Genomic DNA, 15619 nt, shown 5'->3' on the forward strand with positions numbered 1-15619 from the left:
CTTCGGCGGGACGGATCACAGGGTCACCTCACCCTTGGGCGTGCGCAGCGTCGCGCGAAGTGCAGCAGGTCCTTCGATGATCTCAACGAGCGGGCTCTCAAGCCCGGCCAGCGCCGCGCGCAGCTCCGCCGCTTGCGGGTGCGACACGGTCAGACCGGTCAGGCGCACCCCGACATCGGCAAGTTTCTCGGTCGGATGGCCACCGGCCTCCCATGTAATGATGGGTGGTCCAACCCCGTCAAAGGGCAGCGCACCACTTTCGAGCACCGTGAAGCTCCAGCGCAGATCGCCGCGACTGAGCGCGACGGGCGGCCCGGCATAGGCCGGGCGTGGCGCGCCCTCGGGGGCGGCAACGATCCAGGAATGCAGCCGAGGCAGTCCGTCAAACCGGTCCAGATCAAACCAGCGCCTGCGTCCGGGCGGCGCGGCCTCCGGGTCGATGGCGATCACTTCGAGATAGAGATCCGGGCCCAGCGACAGAAGCCGGTTATGGGTACCCATGGCCGGATGCTGCCCGCCCGGGGCAAGCGGCACGCCAAGTCGCTCCTCGAGCCAGGCAACACCGTCCTCGAGCCGCGTGGCGGCAATGGCGATATGGTCGAAACGCAGGACCGGGTCAGGTCCGCTCATTCTCGCAGGTGAAGTTGTCACGGTTGATATCGTCGTCTTTCTGGCCCCAAAGCGGCACGCGCGACTGGAAGGCCGCCCGGGCGATCACATGCGCGCCGATGGGCGCAGTGAACAGCAGGAAGAGGATGATCGCAATCTCCTTCGCCATGCCCTCGGCATCCACGGTCAGGGCCGCGGCGGCGGCGATCATCCCGACCCCCAGCGTGCCCGCCTTGGTGGAGGCATGCATACGGATATAGACATCCTGCATCCGCACCACACCGAGGGCGGCGATGAAGGTGAAGAACCCGCCACAGAGCAGCAGCGTCCCCGCGATCCAGTCAATGGCTGTCATCTGTGGTCCTCCTTGCCCGGGGCAACGTCCGGTTGCCCGTTCTTGTAGTTCCGGCCCGAGCGCAGCACGAAGCGCGCGAGCGCCACCGTGCCCAGAAAGGCCACCAGCGCCAGCACCAGGGCCGCGTCGAGATAGGCCTCAACCTCGCTCGACAGGGCAAAGAGCGTCAGCATCGCCACCAGCAGGATCGAGATCAGGTCCAGCGCCACCACCCGGTCCGGCAGGGTCGGCCCCCGCAGCAGCCGAATGGTCGACAGCACCAGCGCCGCCGTCACCAGCACGAAGGTCAGCAGCACCGCGACCCCCAACGGGCCAGTCTGGCGCGTCTCCAGCAGCAGATTGCCCAGCAGATCAAGCATGATGGGTCCCCCGTGTCGCCCGCAGCACCCGGCGTTCGATCCCGTGTTTCATGGCGGCAATCTCCCCCTCGGGATCCTCGGCCCCGAACATCGAATGCACCAGCAGTTCGGAGCGATCCGCGCTCAGATCGATCGACAGGGTGCCCGGCGTCAGCGAAATGATATTGGCGGTCAGCATTAGTTCCATATCCGTCTTGGCATCGAGCGGCACCACGATCAGCCGGGGCCGCGCCTTCATATCCGGCGTGATCACGTCCCAGGCGACCCGGAGGCTCGAGACAAAGAGCTCCTTGATGAAAAAGACAAAAAGGTTGAGCGAGTAGTAGAGCCTCAGCACCGGTTTCATTCGGACACCTCCGCCAGTTGCAGCGCGGCCCGCTCGGCCCGGGCGGTCTCGGCGACCTCAGGGCCCAGAACGACCTCCACATAGGCGAGCGGGTCGAGCAATGTGACCGCTGCCTGCTCGGCCACCGCATAGAGCGGCCCGGCCCCGAGCCCGATGATCACGGTCATCACCGCCAGCACCGCGATGGGACCGATCATCGTGCGCGGCATGGCCTGGGCGAGGTTGTGCTTGGGATCCGGGTGATCCTTCCAGAAGGCCGCGAGCCAGATCTTGGTCATCGAGAAGAGCGTGATCAGCCCGACCGCGAGGGCCGCGAGCGCCACCCACCAGTCCTGCGCCTCCAGCGTCGCCTGCACGATGATGAACTTCGCCCAGAAGCCCGAGAGCGGCGGGATCCCCGCAAGGCTCAGGGCCGGGATCAGGAACAGCACCGCGAGGAAGGGCGAGGCCTTCAGCAGGCCGCCGATCTTGTCGAGATCCTCGGACCCGGCCTTCAGCTTGATCAGGCCCGCCACGAAGAAGAGGTTCGCCTTCACGATGATATGGTGAAACAGGTAGAAGATCGCGCCGATGATCGCCAAGGGCGTGAAGAGGGCAAGACCGAGCACCATGTAGCCGATCTGGCTGATGATGTGGAAGGACAGGATCCGCCGCACATCGTTCTGCGCCGCCGCGCCGAGCACACCGATCACCATGGTCAGCACCGCGCCGATCAGCAGGATCGGCTGCACGAAGCCGCCACCGCCATCATAGACCACCGTGAACACCCGCAGGAGCGCATAGACCCCGACCTTGGTCAGCAGCGCCGCGAAGAGCGCCGAGGTCGCAAAGGCCGGCGTGTGATACGAGGCGGGCAACCAGGCAAAAACCGGGAACATCGCGGCCTTGGCGCCAAAGGCAAAGAGCAGCAGTGCCGCCGAGGCGAGCACGGCGGTTTCCGACTGCCGCTCCGCCAGCACGAGGTGCAGGTCCGCCATGTTCAGCGTTCCGGCAGCGCCATAGAGGATCCCGACGCCGGTCAGAAAGGCCAGCGTCGCCACGAGGTTCAGCCCGACATATTTCACCGCTGCATCGATCTGATCCCGGCGCCCGCCGATCACCAGCAGCCCGAAGGACGCGATCAGCATCACCTCGAACCAGACATAGAGGTTGAAGATATCCCCGGTCAGGAACGCGCCACAGACACCGAGGAGCAGCGCATGGCTCAGCGGGTGGAACCCAACCCGGCGCTCGTCATCGGTCACGTCGAACTGGCTGTAGACGATGACCGCAACGCCGACGATCCCGGCAATGACCACCATGGCCGCCGAGAGGATATCGGCAAAGAGCGTGATGCCGAACGGTGCCTCCCACCCGCCCATCTGGGCTGAGATCGGGCCGCCGCTGAGCACCGCTTGGAGCAGGGCAAGCCCCGAAATCAGGAGCGCTACCGCCCCCAGCAGCGAGACCGCATTCGCGCCGCCGCGGTTGCGCAGAAGGAGGGTGAGGATCGCCGTGATCATCGGGATCGCGATGGGCCAGACGAGGATCATTCTGCGGCCTCCAGACGCGGTGCGCTCGGCGCGGAGACTGTTTTGGGCGGATCCAGTGGCTCACAAGCGCGCATGGCATCCATCTCGACCGTGCCGAGGCTTTGCCAGGCCCGGAATGCCAGAGCGAGGGCAAAGGCGAGCAGGCCGAAGCCGATCACGATGGCCGTCAGGATCAGCGCCTGCGGCAGGGCATTGGCGGCCCCGGCCACAGCCTCGGTCGAGCCCTCGGGCACAAAGGGCGGCGTGGCATAGGTCATGCGGCCAGCGGCGAAGATGCCGAGATTGGCGGCGTTGGAGAGCAGCACGAGGCCAAAGAGGAAGCGGATAAGCTGCCCGCTCATCATGAGGTATGCGCCCCCGGCGACGAGAAAGCCCACAAGGGCTGCGATCACGATCTCCATCAGCGCGCCTCCTCATCCTGCTCGGAGAAGACCGCGTCCTCGAGCGAGAAGAGCACGGCACAGACCGCGCCCAGCACGGTCACGAAGACGCCCGTATCAAAGAGCAGGATCGAGCCGACCGGCCAGCCTTGCGTGCCTTCGCCCGGCACGTAGCCGTAAAAAGGCCAGACCCCCTGCAGGAAGGCGCCGCCCACGGCCGCGCCCCAGAGCCCGCCTGCCACGGACATCGCAAGCCCGAGCCCGGCCAGGGACAGCGCGTCGATGCGCAGGAAGCTGCGCGCCTTCTCGACCCCTTCGGCCAGCGCATAAAGCGCCACGGCGATCACCGCCATGAGGCCACCGATGAAGCCACCGCCCGGCGCGTTATGCCCACGCCACAGGATCAAAAGCGAGATCAGCAGGAACAACGGGACCAACACCCGCGTCGCAGTCTGGAGGATCGTGGAATTCATTTGTCTACTTTCTTCCGGGCCCGCAGGCCCGCCGTCAGGGCCGCAGCGGCAGAGATTGCCGCCACCAGAACCACCGCCACCTCGCCCAGCGTGTCGAGCGCGCGGAAGTCCACAAGGATCACGTTCACAACATTCCGGCCCAGCGCCTCGGGGTAGCTGGCAGCGTTGAAGAACTCGTTGATGCGCGGATCAAAGGGCTGCATCAGCACCGAGGCGACCACGAAAGCCACGCCCAGCCCGAGCGCCGAGGCGATCATAGCGTCGCCCGCACGGAAATTCCGCTCCTGCGGCATGGTGGGCAGTTTGACCAGTGCGACCGCGAGGATAATCACCACCAGCATCTCCACCAGGATCTGCGTGATGGCCACATCAATGGCCGAGTAGAACACGAAGAGGATCGCGACCCCGGCCCCGGTGATCCCGAGCGCGGTCAGACCATAGAGGCGCGACCCCGTGGTCAGCACCACCGCTGCCGAGACCGCAATTAGCGCGCAGATCACAAGCGGCACGAGGGACAGCCCCTCGACCGGCGGGCTGAACGCATCCCGCGAGGCGAGATGTGCCCCCCACATCAGAAGCGCCAGCACCGTGAACGCTGTGCGCAGATAGACCGTCATCTTCCCGCCCTGCACCGTCCGCGCGGACCAGGCCGCGAAGCGCTTGAAGGTTTTCAGCACGAGCTCATAGGCCTCGTTCGCGTCCAGACCGCCGGTGAAATTGGTACTCCGCAAAGAAGCACGCACCTTCAACCGCCCGTAGTAAAGGGCAAATCCCAGAAGGAAGGTCAGCAGCGACAACATCAGCGGCAGGTTCACCCCATGCCAGATCTTGAGATACACCGCCTCCTCCCCCGGCAGGATCGACTGTACGACCGGGGTGACGATGGCGCCATCGATCAGGCTCGGGAAGAGACCAAAAGCCAGACCCAGCACCGCCAGAAGCGCAGGCCCCGCCCAGAGCCAGGGCGACGGATCGGCGGGCCCCTTGGGCGGCGCAATCCGCGCACCGAAGAAGGGCGCGATCGCCACCAGTGCCGCCGCGGCCACCATATTCGCGTTGGCCAGCAAGGCCGCGGTGGCCACGAAGAGCGGCTCGGTCTCGACGCCGAGGGCGGCCTCATACATCAGCTCTTTGCCGATGAACCCGATGAAGGGCGCGAGCCCCGCCATGGACATCGCCGCCAGAAGCGCGATCACGAAGGTCACCGGCATCTCGCGCCGCAAGCCGCCAAGCTGCGTCGTTTCTCGCGTGCCGGTCCCCTTGTCGATGAGCCCGACCGTGAGGAAGAGCGCGGCCTTGTAAAGCGCGTGCACGATCAGGAACACCGCGACCGTCATCACCGCATAGCGCGTGCCACCGCCGAGCATCATGGTGAGCGCGCCAAGCGCCATCACCGTCGTATAGGCGAGCATCAGTTTCAGATCGGTCTGCTTCAGTGCGAGCACCGAGGTCCAGACCATGGTGATCGCGCCCACAAGGGTCAGCGTCCAGAACCAGACCTCCGTTCCGCCCAGCGCCGGGGTCAGCCGCGCGAGCAGGTAGATCCCTGCTTTGACCATGGTCGCGGAGTGCAGATAGGCGCTGACCGGCGTCGGCGCGGCCATCGCACCCGGCAGCCAGAAATGGAACGGGAATTGCGCGGATTTCGTGAAGGCTCCGATGAAAATCAGGATCAGGATCGGGATGTAGAGCACCGACGCCTTGATCAGATCGCCCGCCGCGTTCATCTCGGAAATCCGGAACGTCCCGGCCTCCGCGCCAAGCAGGATTAGCCCCGCCAGCAGCGCCAGACCGCCCAGCCCGGTGACCAGCAGCGCCTGCAGCGCATTGTCCCGTGCCTTGGTCTTCTCATGGTCAAACCCGACCAGCAGGAAGGAGGTGATCGTCGTGCCTTCCCAGAAGACAAACAGCGTCACCGCATCATCCGCCAGCACCAGCCCGAGCATCGAGATCGCGAAAAGCGTCAACAATGTCAGGAGCATGGTGAGCTTCGGATGGCCTTTGAAATAGACCGCCGCGTAGAGGAAAATCAGCGCGCCGATCCCCGTCACCATCAACGCGAAGAGCAGCGAAAGCCCGTCGATCAGAAAGGCGACCTCGATCCCGAGCCCAGGGATCCAGGGGCGCGACCAGGTGATGACCTCACCAGCGGCAACCTGAGGAATGAACTGGGCGAACCAGAACGCGATCAGCGCAAGGATCGCAGCGGGAATAAGGGTCAGCAGCCGGGGCATGGGCACACTTCTGTATTGGGGGCGCGCAAGCGCGCCTCGTCTTCGTTCACCTAGCGGTGGAGGCTTCGGGGGCAATCTTGAATTAAAGAGGGTCGCGCCACGGCCCCGGATGTAGCGCGACCCTCAGCCGTCCAGAGGACGGCACAGGCCTAGAAGTCGATGAGATCAACTCCTGGTCGTGGCCCGTATAAGCGGCCCCTACTCCTGCCCGACATGAGGAAACATGAAGGACGTGGGCAAGATCGGCGCCTCCCGTGGCATAGTGCCTTCGATGAGTTTGATATGAGGTCGTCGTTGAATTTAAAAACCCAATGGGTTAATAAATTTTGATAGTTTATTCCTATCAAACTCCGGAAGGTGAACTTTGGCCACGCCCACCCTGAAACAGCTGCAATTTCTGGTCGCCATTGACGAGACCGCGCATTTCAGACGCGCGGCGGAGCGGGTCGGGGTGACCCAACCCTCGCTGAGCGCGCAGATCCAGAACCTTGAACTTGCGCTCGGCGTGGCGCTGGTCGAGCGCGGGCGCGGCGGGGTGCGATTGACCCAGGTGGGGCGCGAGGTTGTTACGCGCGCGCGAGGGATTCTCGATGATGTTCAGAGCCTTGTGGACTTCGCGGGTGCTGCCCGCGACGGGGTGGTCGGGACCATCCGGCTGGGGGCGAAGGCGACGCTCGGCCCCTATCTGCTCCCCCATGTGGTCGGCGCGCTCCATGCCCGGCATCCGGATCTGCGGATCTATATCCGCGAGGACGCGCCCCGGGTGTTGGAGCAGGATCTTGCCCGCGGTGAGCATGACGTGATCCTTACCCAGCTCCCCGTGACCGGGGCGGACTACACGACGGCACGGCTTTTCCGTGAGCCGCTGATGCTGGCCCTGCCCGCGGATCATCATTTGATCTCGCGGGACAACCTCCGCCCCGAGGATCTGGCGGGGGAGCAAGTTCTGAGCCTCAGCCCGGCCTATCACCTTCATGACCAGATCACTGCGATCTGCCAGCAGACCGGCGCGCTTCTGGCGCGGGACTATGAGGGCACCTCGCTCGATGCCCTGCGGCAGATGGTGGGGATGGGCATGGGGATCACCTTCCTCCCCGCGCTCTATGTGAGCTCCGAGATCGAAGGGCGCGGCGCCGAAGTGGTGGTCCGACGCCTGAAAGGCGTGCGCATGATGCGCTCCGTAGGCATGGTCTGGCGGCGCCGCGCCGGGCGCGATGCCGCCTATCTGCAAATCGCGGATGTGATCCGCGATGTGGTGCGCAAGAGCTGGCCGGAACTGACCCTCGAAAGCTGAGACGCCGGTCTCACTCGACGCGGGTCATCCCGAGGCGGCATGCCGCCTCGGCCACCGGTGCCCATGGGACCAAATCGGCCCCGCCGCGGATCAGGCCGCTTCGGAGCGTGCATCCCGGATAAGCCGCAGGATGTCCTGCGCGGCCTCGGGGATATTGGTGCCCGGCCCGAAGATCGCCTTGACCCCACGATCATAGAGATACTGGTAATCCTGCTGCGGGATCACCCCGCCACAAATCACCAGAATATCGCCCGCCCCTTGTGCCTTCAGCGCGTCCACAAGCTTCGGCGCCAGGGTCTTGTGCCCGGCCGCCTGGCTCGAGATGCCGATGACATGGACATCATTGTCGATCGCGTCCTGCGCGGCCTCTTCCGGCGTCTGGAAGAGCGGACCCACATCCACATCGAACCCGATATCCGCAAAGGCAGTCGCGATCACCTTGGCGCCCCGGTCATGGCCGTCCTGGCCCATCTTGACCACGAGCATCCGCGGACGACGCCCCTCCTCCTCGGCGAAGCCTTCGACGGATTTCTGGATCGCCGCGAAGCCATCATCGCCCTCATAGGCCGCCCCATAGACCCCGGCGAGGGTCTTCACCTCGGCGCGGTGACGCCCGAACACCTTTTCCATGGCCATGCTGATCTCTCCTACGCTTGCCCGCGCGCGGGCCGCTTCCACGGCCGCTTCGAGCAGATTGCCCCCTTCGGAGGCCCGACGTTCCAATTCACCCAATGCTGCATCGCAGGCCGCTTGATCGCGGCTATCGCGGATCCCGGCCAGACGCGCCACCTGCCCATCGCGCACCTTCTGGTTGTCGATCTCAAGGATATCGATCGGGTCTTCCTTGTCCTTGCGGTACTTGTTGACCCCGACGATCACCTCGTCGCCCTTGTCGATCATCGCCTGACGGCGAGCCGCACTCTCCTCGATCCGCAGCTTCGGCATGCCGGAGCCCACGGCCTTGGTCATGCCGCCCATCTCCTCAACCTCTTCGATGAGCGCCCAGGCCTTCTCGGCCAGCTCATTGGTGAGGCTTTCCACGTAGTAGGAGCCCGCCAGCGGATCGACCACATTCGTCACGCCCGTCTCTTCCTGCAGGATGAGCTGGGTGTTCCGTGCGATCCGGGCCGAGAACTCGGTCGGCAGGGCAATCGCCTCGTCCAGCGCGTTGGTGTGCAGCGATTGCGTCCCACCAAGCACCGCCGACATCGCCTCATAGGCGGTGCGGATCACGTTGTTATAGGGGTCCTGCTCCTGCAAGGACACACCCGAGGTCTGGCAATGTGTCCGCAGCATCATGGAGCGCGGGTTCTTCGGCTCGAACTCCGACATGATGCGATGCCAGAGCATCCGCGCCGCGCGCAGCTTGGCGGCCTCCATGAAGAAGTTCATCCCGATGGCAAAGAAGAACGAAAGCCGTCCGGCGAACTTGTCCACATCCATGCCCCGCTCGATCGCGGCACGCACATATTCGCGGCCATCGGCGAGAGTGAAGGCCAGTTCCTGCACCAGGTTCGCGCCCGCCTCCTGCATGTGATAGCCGGAGATCGAGATCGAGTTGAATTTCGGCATCTCGTTCGAAGTGTATTCGATGATGTCCGCGATGATCCGCATTGAGGGCTCGGGCGGATACACATAGGTGTTGCGAACCATGAACTCCTTGAGGATGTCGTTCTGGATCGTGCCCGACAGGACTGAGCGGTCATGGCCCTGCTCTTCGCCGGTGACGATGAAATTCGCGAGGATCGGGATCACCGCGCCATTCATGGTCATGGAGACCGAGACCTTGTCGAGCGGGATGCCGTCAAAGAGGATCTTCATATCCTCGACGCTGTCGATGGCCACACCGGCCTTGCCCACATCGCCCTCGACCCGGGGGTGGTCGCTGTCATAGCCCCGGTGTGTGGCCAGGTCGAACGCGACCGAGACACCCTGCTGCCCCGCATCCAGTGCCTTGCGATAGAAAGCGTTGGATTCCTCAGCCGTCGAGAAGCCCGCATATTGCCGGATCGTCCAGGGACGGCCCGCATACATGGTCGCCTTCACCCCGCGGGTGAACGGCGCCTGCCCCGGGATCGTGCCCAGATGGTCGAGCCCTTCGGTGTCCTCGGCGGTGTAGAGCGGCTGCACCTGGATCCCCTCAAGAGTATCCCAGGTCAGCGCCTCCAATGGCTTGCCGCGCAACTCCTTCGCGGCAATGTCAGCCCACGCGTCTTTGCCCTTCGTCATGTCGCACTCCTCTTTCTTCTTCTGTCGGGCCCACGAGATCCTCGGGGCTCTCAATATAGCGAATAGCCGGGCCCGGATCGCTCCGCAGCCAGGCGATATCCTCCGCGTAATCCGCGCGCATCTTCGTGCGCTGCGGTTCGGTGAATGGCATCCAGCGTCCGCTGTTCCATTCCGCGAGTCGGGTGAGATGACCTGCGCAGGGGCCGCGTTCGACCGCGTCGCGCAGGGCATGGATGTCTGGGGCGGGGTTGTGCACAACCTCCACCGGATCGAGGGGCACAGGCAAACTCCGCCCGGTCAGACGCGCGATCACGTCATGGGGGGCATCCACCATGCCCTCGAAGGGCCAGACCTGAATCTCCGCGCGCGGGAAGGCCACGCGCAGCTCCCGAATGACGTCACGCCAACGGCGCGGCTGATCCACGAGGCCCGCGATCTGATCGGCGTCGGGCACGCGCCCGCTGCGCTTGACCGTGAAGGAGATCATCGAGGTCCAAAGCTGGTCGTAGCTGCGGATCGCAAGCCCGATCCGCGCGCACCGGTCGGCAAAGGCGGGACGCAGACGCGCCACGCGCCGCACGGCATCCGGATAAAGCCGTTCGGTGGTCACACTGGCCGGGATCGAGCCCAGCATGTTCTCCTCGGACACGATCAGGGTTTTCACCCCGGCTTTGCTCAGGGCCTGCAGCTCGTCTTCGATCTGCTGATTGGCTCTCCGGGCCTGGGCCGTGACCTGGGGCGAGACCCGGTCGGCGGCCTTGATCAGCCCGTCAAACAGGCCCGCGCGGGTGCGCTGCGGCGCCCAGTATTCCACCTTGTTCGCCTTCAACCGCTGATGATTGTGATGCAGCGTCTGTTGCAGGGTCGTGGTGCCAGTCCGATGGGCACCCACATGCAGAATTACGTCCAAAACTCGCCTCATACACGCAAGCCCGACGCCAGAGCGCGGGGGATATGACATTGCGAGAGACATTAAAAAACGACCCTTCCGGTCGAATTAACGTTACCGAGCGGCAAAAAGCGCGTCAGGGTCTTCGAAATCCGCGCCGGACGGCATATATCTTGGCCAACCGGAGGGACCATGAAACGACTGATACCCCTTGTATTTGCTGGACTAATCGCATCCATCAGCAGTGCATCCGCCAATGATGACGCGGTCGAAACCTGGGCGCCGCTCCAGGCCGATGAAATCAATTTGAACGATTTTCTCTGGGTCGCCCGGCCCATTGTGGTCTTCGCCGACACCCCTGCGGATCCGCGCTTCATCGAGCAGATGACCCTGCTCGAGGCCCGTCCCCGGGATCTTGCCGAGCGCGATGTGGTGGTGATCGTCGATACCGATCCCGCCGCAAGATCCGAGCTGCGCCAGACCCTGCGCCCGCGCGGATACATGATGGTGCTCGTGGGCAAGGATGGCGGCGTGAAGCTCCGCAAGCCCTCCCCCTGGAGCGTCCGCGAAATCACCCGGCAGATCGACAAGATGCCGCTCCGCCAGGATGAGATCCGGCTCAAGAAGGCCACGAACGGATAGGATCCTGCCCCCGCGCAGCCGCGAGACGCCCCTGAAACAGGGACGCCGGCGACGATATGGCGGGGGCTGAGGCTCATTCGAATTCCATGATCACGTCGTCAACGGCCAGGCTGTCACCCGGGCCTGCATTGATCTTGGTCACGGTTGTGGTCTTCTCGGCGCGCAGGATGTTTTCCATCTTCATCGCCTCGACCGTGCAAAGGGCCTGACCCTCCTGCACCGTGTCGCCCACGGCCACATCCACCTTCACCACAAGGCCCGGCATCGGGCAGAGCAGCATCTTGGAGGTGTCGGGCGGCAGCTTTTCGGGCATCAGGTCGGCCAGCTCGGCCTGGCGCGGGGTGCGCACGGTGACCTTGATATCCGCACCGCGGAACCGCATGCGGAAGCCGCTGGTGATCTTGTCGATCTTGACCACCATGGGCGCGCCATCGATCTCAAGCTCAGCGATGCTGTCGCCCGGGGTCCAGGTGCTGGCGACCCGGTGGCTGGTGCCATCGGCGAACGTGACCGTCGAGCCCTCGGCATCCGCGGCAATCGAAACCGCCTGCTGGCTGCCCTGGGCCGAAACGACCCAATCCGTGCCCACCAGACGCTCGTGATTGTCCATGGTGCCCGAGATCCGCGTGCGCCGGATCTCTGCCACCCGGTACATGGCCGCTGCCGCTGCCGAGATCCGCGTGAGATCCGCGTCTGACAGGGTCACGCCTTCGAAGCCTTCGGGATACTGCTCTTCGATAAAGGCGGTGGTCATCTCGCCCTTGATGAAGATCTCGTGGTCCATCACCGCGGCGACGAAGGGCAGGTTGTGGCCAATGCCCTCAACCTCGAACCCGTCGAGCGCGTTGCGCATGGCCTCGATGGCCGTCGGACGATCCGGGCCCCAGGTGCAGAGCTTGGCGATCATCGGGTCGTAGAACATCGAGATCTCGCCGCCCTCATAGACCCCGGTGTCATTGCGCACAGCGGTCGTGCCCGAGGGCGCGTCCCCATGCCATTTGCCGTTGGTCTCGAGCGGCCCTGCGGCCACCTCGACCGGCGGGCGATAACGGGTCAGACGCCCGATGGAGGGCAGGAACCCGCGATAGGGATCCTCCGCATAAAGCCGGTTCTCGATGGCCCAGCCGGTGAGGGTCACGTCATCCTGGGTCATGGCGAGCTTCTCGCCGTAAGCCACGCGGATCATCTGCTCCACAAGGTCAACGCCCGTGATCAGCTCGGTCACCGGGTGTTCCACCTGCAGACGGGTGTTCATCTCGAGGAAGTAGAAATTCCGCTCCCCATCGACGATGAATTCCACGGTCCCGGCACTGGCATAGCCCACGGCCTTGGCCAGCGCGCAGGACTGCTCGCCCATGGCCTTGCGGGTCGCCTCGTCGAGGAAGGGGCTCGGCGCCTCTTCGACCACTTTCTGGTTCCGGCGCTGGATCGAGCATTCGCGCTCGCCCAGATAGATGCAGTTGCCATGGCTGTCGGCCAGAACCTGGATCTCGATATGGCGGGGCTGGGTGACGAATTTCTCGATGAAGATCCGGTCATCGCCAAAGGAGTTCGCGGCCTCGTTCTTGGAGCTCTGAAAGCCCTCGCGCGCTTCCTCATCGTTCCAGGCGATCCGCATGCCCTTGCCGCCCCCCCCGGCGGAGGCCTTGATCATCACCGGATAGCCGATCTCGTTGGAGATCTTCACCGCCTCTTCTGCATCCTCGATCAGACCCATATAGCCCGGCACGGTGGAGACTTCGGCCTCCTGCGCGATCTTCTTCGAGGTGATCTTGTCGCCCATGGACTCGATGGCCCCGGCGGGCGGCCCGATAAAGGCCACGCCTTCCTTGGCCAGCGCCTCGGCAAAGAGCTTGTTCTCCGACAGGAAGCCATAGCCCGGATGCACGGCCTCGGCCCCGGTCTGACGGATCGCGTCGAGCACCTTGTCGATCACGATATAGGACTGGTTGGCGGGCGGCGGGCCGATATGCACCGCCTCATCGGCCATCTTCACATGCAATGCATTGCGGTCCGCATCGGAATAGATCGCAACCGTCTGGATGCCCATCTTGCGCGCGGTCTTGATGACCCGGCAGGCGATCTCCCCGCGGTTGGCAATCAGGATCTTCTTGAACATGGCCTCTTCCTTCTTCTTATCGTCACGCCGCACTGTGGCGGAGGGCCGGCACCGCTGTGGTCCGGGCAAAGCAAAGGCCACCGCTGCGGGGTGCAACGGTGGCCGGGATGGGATGGGCCGGAGCCGCCCCAGGGGCGGTCCGGTGGGAATTCAGATGATGGGCTGCGCCTGGCTTACTTGCAGACGCCCGCGTCGTCGCAGAGCGCGCCAGCCGCTGCACCGGCGGCCGCGCCGACAAGCGGGTTGCCGTCGAGAATGACTGCGCCGCCCGCGCCGATGGCAGCCCCAGTGAGGGCGCGCTCTTCATCGGCAGACAGGTTGCAGGCGCCCAGCGCAACAAGGGCTGCGCCAGCCAGCAGGAGTTTTGAACGGGAAGGGAAACGGACCATGATTTCGAGCCTCTCAACGTGTTGTTATGAGGCTGAATCTGGTCATCAGATCCACGGTTTGCGAGCCGGATTCCGGCTTTGTTGCAGGCCTCAGCAAAGCCTTGCTGATCCCCCTGCACGAAATCGGCGAGAACTGTCCGACGGGCGCTCAAAACCCGTCCTCCCCATTGAAGGCACCGGGGAAGTTCTGACGCGCGAGGGTCTCGTCGATGCGCAGCAGCGCCTGGTAATCCTCGGGGTCAAACGGATCCTCGGCGGGCACGACCTCGCGCTCAAAGAGCCAGCTGAGACGCCCGGCATCGAGGTTGCCCCGCTCGAAGGGCGCATCGCCAAAATGCGCCCAGAGCGCCGCCATGAAGCCCTCATCCGCGCGGCGATCCGCCGGGCGGCGATCCGCATAGCGCTCGCGCGCCACGAGCTTTGTCGCCCCATCCTTGTGGGAGCGGCGCAGCACGAACTGGAAATCCGTGCCGGGCAACCGGCCCGGGAAGCCGCGATGCTTGGTCATCTCAGGACGCGGCATCAGAGACCCTCCCATTCGCAGCCCACACCCGTCCGGCGCAGGCTTTCAAAATACTGGGTGACATCGGGGGCGGCCTGCCCCCGGGGGACGGCGCGCTCCATCAGAATGACAACCACCTGTTCGGGGCCATCCGCCGGGGCGTCGCGTTCGCACAGAACCTGAAAATCCTGCTCCAGTGCGGTGAAATCATAGAGCCCCCGGGCGCGCGCAATCTCTGGCGCCACATAGCGCAGCACCAGCACGGGCGCCCCGCCCTGATCCTCGATCAGGGGCGGCAATGCGACCGGGCGCAGGCCGGAGGGCAGATCTTCCACGACCATGGCCGGGACCAGCGGCGGCCGACCTGCGGGGCGCGGCGAGAGAGGGCGGGCGGCAATCATGGACGGCGCGCCACCATATCGACCTCGACCAGCGCCCCGACCGCGAGCGCGGTCACGCCAATCGTGGTCCGGGCCGGGCGGACGCCCTCGCCAAAATAGGTCTTGTAGACCGCGTTGAACGCATCGAAATCCCGTTCAAATTCGGTCAGATAGCAGCGGCATTGCGCAACATCCGCCAGCGAAAGGCCAAGCCCCTCGAGCACCAGAACGAGGTTGTCCATCACCCGGTGCGCTTGCGCCGTGATCCCCTCGGGCAAAGGTGCCTCGGGATCATCCGGAAAGGTCGGCATCTGGCCGGTGAGAAACACCCAACCATCGCTTTCGGTCGCGTGACAGAACGGGCCGACCGGGGTCGGGGCTGCGTCGATCATGTGGTACTCAGGCATGGCGCATCCATCTGGCTTGGTGCTGCGTGTCGCTCAGCAGATCGCGCAGGATCGCTTCGCAGCGGGCTTGGGGAAAGGGGCGCACAGCAACCTGCCCGCCCGCCTCGACACGGATCCCGGCCGGATCCGGATGGATCCGCACGACCGGGGAAAATCCTCGGAGCGCGCGCAAGGCTCGCCACATATCCTGCCGGATCTGGTGGGCCAGACGGCGGCGCGACCGGACCTGCGGCAAGCGCTGCTCGACGGCGAAATCCATCCGCGCCCCGGGCTGCCGGGACAGAGTCAGAACGCCCTCGTGATCTGCGATATGCCAGCCCATGGCCGCCTCCGGGTGTTTCAGGGACCGGCGGGCCAAGCCGCCAGTCCCGGGATCAGACACGCGTCCCCCACCGACGAAGGCCGCATTGGCGCTCCCCTCGCTCCTCCCGGTGTCATGGTCGTGTAAGTGCCGATCCATCTCGTGATGCTCTGGTCGGA

18 protein-coding genes are annotated in these 15619 nt (G+C 64.8%); 2 read left to right on the forward strand and 16 right to left on the reverse strand.

What is annotated here, in order from left to right; translation table 11 throughout:
• Nucleotides 1–15: 15 nt before the first annotated feature.
• From ACP153_RS02820 to mbhE, 8 genes are read right to left on the reverse strand one after another with little or no spacing between them, the layout of a single operon-like run.
• Nucleotides 16–630 (reverse strand): VOC family protein, encoded by a 615-nt coding sequence (locus ACP153_RS02820; protein WP_424969453.1) that lies wholly within the window; start codon nt 628–630, stop codon nt 16–18.
• Nucleotides 617–964, reverse strand: coding sequence for a monovalent cation/H(+) antiporter subunit G (mnhG, locus tag ACP153_RS02825; RefSeq protein WP_424969454.1), 348 nt, complete (start codon nt 962–964; stop codon nt 617–619). The genes ACP153_RS02820 and mnhG overlap by 14 nt, the downstream gene beginning before the upstream one ends.
• Nucleotides 961–1323, reverse strand: a complete 363-nt coding sequence (locus ACP153_RS02830; protein WP_424969455.1) for a monovalent cation/H+ antiporter complex subunit F — start codon at nt 1321–1323, stop codon at nt 961–963. Before ACP153_RS02830 ends, mnhG begins: the two co-directional genes overlap by 4 nt.
• The gene (locus ACP153_RS02835; protein WP_424969456.1) at nt 1316–1669 is read right to left on the reverse strand and encodes a Na+/H+ antiporter subunit E; all 354 of its coding nucleotides are present in this window, start codon (nt 1667–1669) and stop codon (nt 1316–1318) included. Before ACP153_RS02835 ends, ACP153_RS02830 begins: the two co-directional genes overlap by 8 nt.
• Complete coding sequence (locus ACP153_RS02840; RefSeq protein ID WP_424969457.1) at nt 1666–3201, reverse strand: Na+/H+ antiporter subunit D; 1536 nt, start codon at nt 3199–3201, stop codon at nt 1666–1668. Before ACP153_RS02840 ends, ACP153_RS02835 begins: the two co-directional genes overlap by 4 nt.
• On the reverse strand, nt 3198–3602 hold the full coding sequence (locus ACP153_RS02845) for a Na+/H+ antiporter subunit C (RefSeq protein ID WP_424969458.1): 405 nt from the start codon (nt 3600–3602) through the stop codon (nt 3198–3200). The genes ACP153_RS02840 and ACP153_RS02845 overlap by 4 nt, the downstream gene beginning before the upstream one ends.
• Nucleotides 3602–4054 carry an MnhB domain-containing protein gene (locus tag ACP153_RS02850; RefSeq protein ID WP_424969459.1) on the reverse strand — a complete coding sequence of 151 codons (453 nt, stop codon included), beginning with the start codon at nt 4052–4054 and terminating at the stop codon, nt 3602–3604. Before ACP153_RS02850 ends, ACP153_RS02845 begins: the two co-directional genes overlap by 1 nt.
• Complete coding sequence (gene mbhE, locus ACP153_RS02855) at nt 4051–6288, reverse strand: hydrogen gas-evolving membrane-bound hydrogenase subunit E (RefSeq protein WP_424969460.1); 2238 nt, start codon at nt 6286–6288, stop codon at nt 4051–4053. The genes ACP153_RS02850 and mbhE overlap by 4 nt, the downstream gene beginning before the upstream one ends.
• 364 nt (nt 6289–6652) lie before the next feature.
• On the opposite strand from mbhE, the gene ACP153_RS02860 reads away from it, so the two are divergent.
• A complete protein-coding gene (locus tag ACP153_RS02860) occupies nt 6653–7582 on the forward strand; it encodes a hydrogen peroxide-inducible genes activator (RefSeq protein ID WP_424969461.1) in 930 nt (309 codons plus the stop codon).
• Nucleotides 7583–7672: 90 nt separating this feature from the next.
• On the opposite strand, the gene scpA is transcribed toward ACP153_RS02860, so the two are convergent.
• Both scpA and ACP153_RS02870 read right to left on the reverse strand, forming a co-directional pair.
• Nucleotides 7673–9811 (reverse strand): methylmalonyl-CoA mutase, encoded by a 2139-nt coding sequence (gene scpA / locus ACP153_RS02865; protein ID WP_424969462.1) that lies wholly within the window; start codon nt 9809–9811, stop codon nt 7673–7675.
• Nucleotides 9783–10721: a hypothetical protein gene (locus ACP153_RS02870; RefSeq protein ID WP_424969463.1), complete on the reverse strand. Its 939-nt coding sequence runs from the start codon at nt 10719–10721 to the stop codon at nt 9783–9785. Before ACP153_RS02870 ends, scpA begins: the two co-directional genes overlap by 29 nt.
• A 171-nt stretch (nt 10722–10892) precedes the next feature.
• Between ACP153_RS02870 and ACP153_RS02875 the strand changes: the two genes are divergently transcribed.
• Nucleotides 10893–11342, forward strand: a complete 450-nt coding sequence (locus ACP153_RS02875; RefSeq protein ID WP_424969464.1) for a DUF4174 domain-containing protein — start codon at nt 10893–10895, stop codon at nt 11340–11342.
• Between the two features lie 73 nt (nt 11343–11415).
• Here ACP153_RS02875 and ACP153_RS02880 read toward each other — a convergent pair whose 3' ends face one another.
• From ACP153_RS02880 to ACP153_RS02905, 6 genes are all read right to left on the reverse strand, one after another.
• A complete protein-coding gene (locus tag ACP153_RS02880; protein WP_424970000.1) occupies nt 11416–13461 on the reverse strand; it encodes an acetyl-CoA carboxylase biotin carboxylase subunit in 2046 nt (681 codons plus the stop codon).
• A gap of 173 nt (nt 13462–13634) precedes the next feature.
• Nucleotides 13635–13850, reverse strand: coding sequence for a hypothetical protein (locus ACP153_RS02885; RefSeq protein WP_424969465.1), 216 nt, complete (start codon nt 13848–13850; stop codon nt 13635–13637).
• A gap of 148 nt (nt 13851–13998) precedes the next feature.
• Nucleotides 13999–14373 carry a hypothetical protein gene (locus ACP153_RS02890; protein ID WP_424969466.1) on the reverse strand — a complete coding sequence of 125 codons (375 nt, stop codon included), beginning with the start codon at nt 14371–14373 and terminating at the stop codon, nt 13999–14001.
• Nucleotides 14373–14753, reverse strand: a complete 381-nt coding sequence (locus tag ACP153_RS02895) for a DUF6497 family protein (protein WP_424969467.1) — start codon at nt 14751–14753, stop codon at nt 14373–14375. The genes ACP153_RS02890 and ACP153_RS02895 overlap by 1 nt, the downstream gene beginning before the upstream one ends.
• Nucleotides 14750–15139, reverse strand: a complete 390-nt coding sequence (locus ACP153_RS02900; protein WP_424969468.1) for a RidA family protein — start codon at nt 15137–15139, stop codon at nt 14750–14752. Before ACP153_RS02900 ends, ACP153_RS02895 begins: the two co-directional genes overlap by 4 nt.
• Nucleotides 15132–15599: a hypothetical protein gene (locus tag ACP153_RS02905; protein ID WP_424969469.1), complete on the reverse strand. Its 468-nt coding sequence runs from the start codon at nt 15597–15599 to the stop codon at nt 15132–15134. Before ACP153_RS02905 ends, ACP153_RS02900 begins: the two co-directional genes overlap by 8 nt.
• Nucleotides 15600–15619: the final 20 nt, after the last annotated feature.

This window comes from Dinoroseobacter sp. S76 (assembly GCF_049801095.1).
GTDB lineage: Bacteria > Pseudomonadota > Alphaproteobacteria > Rhodobacterales > Rhodobacteraceae > Dinoroseobacter.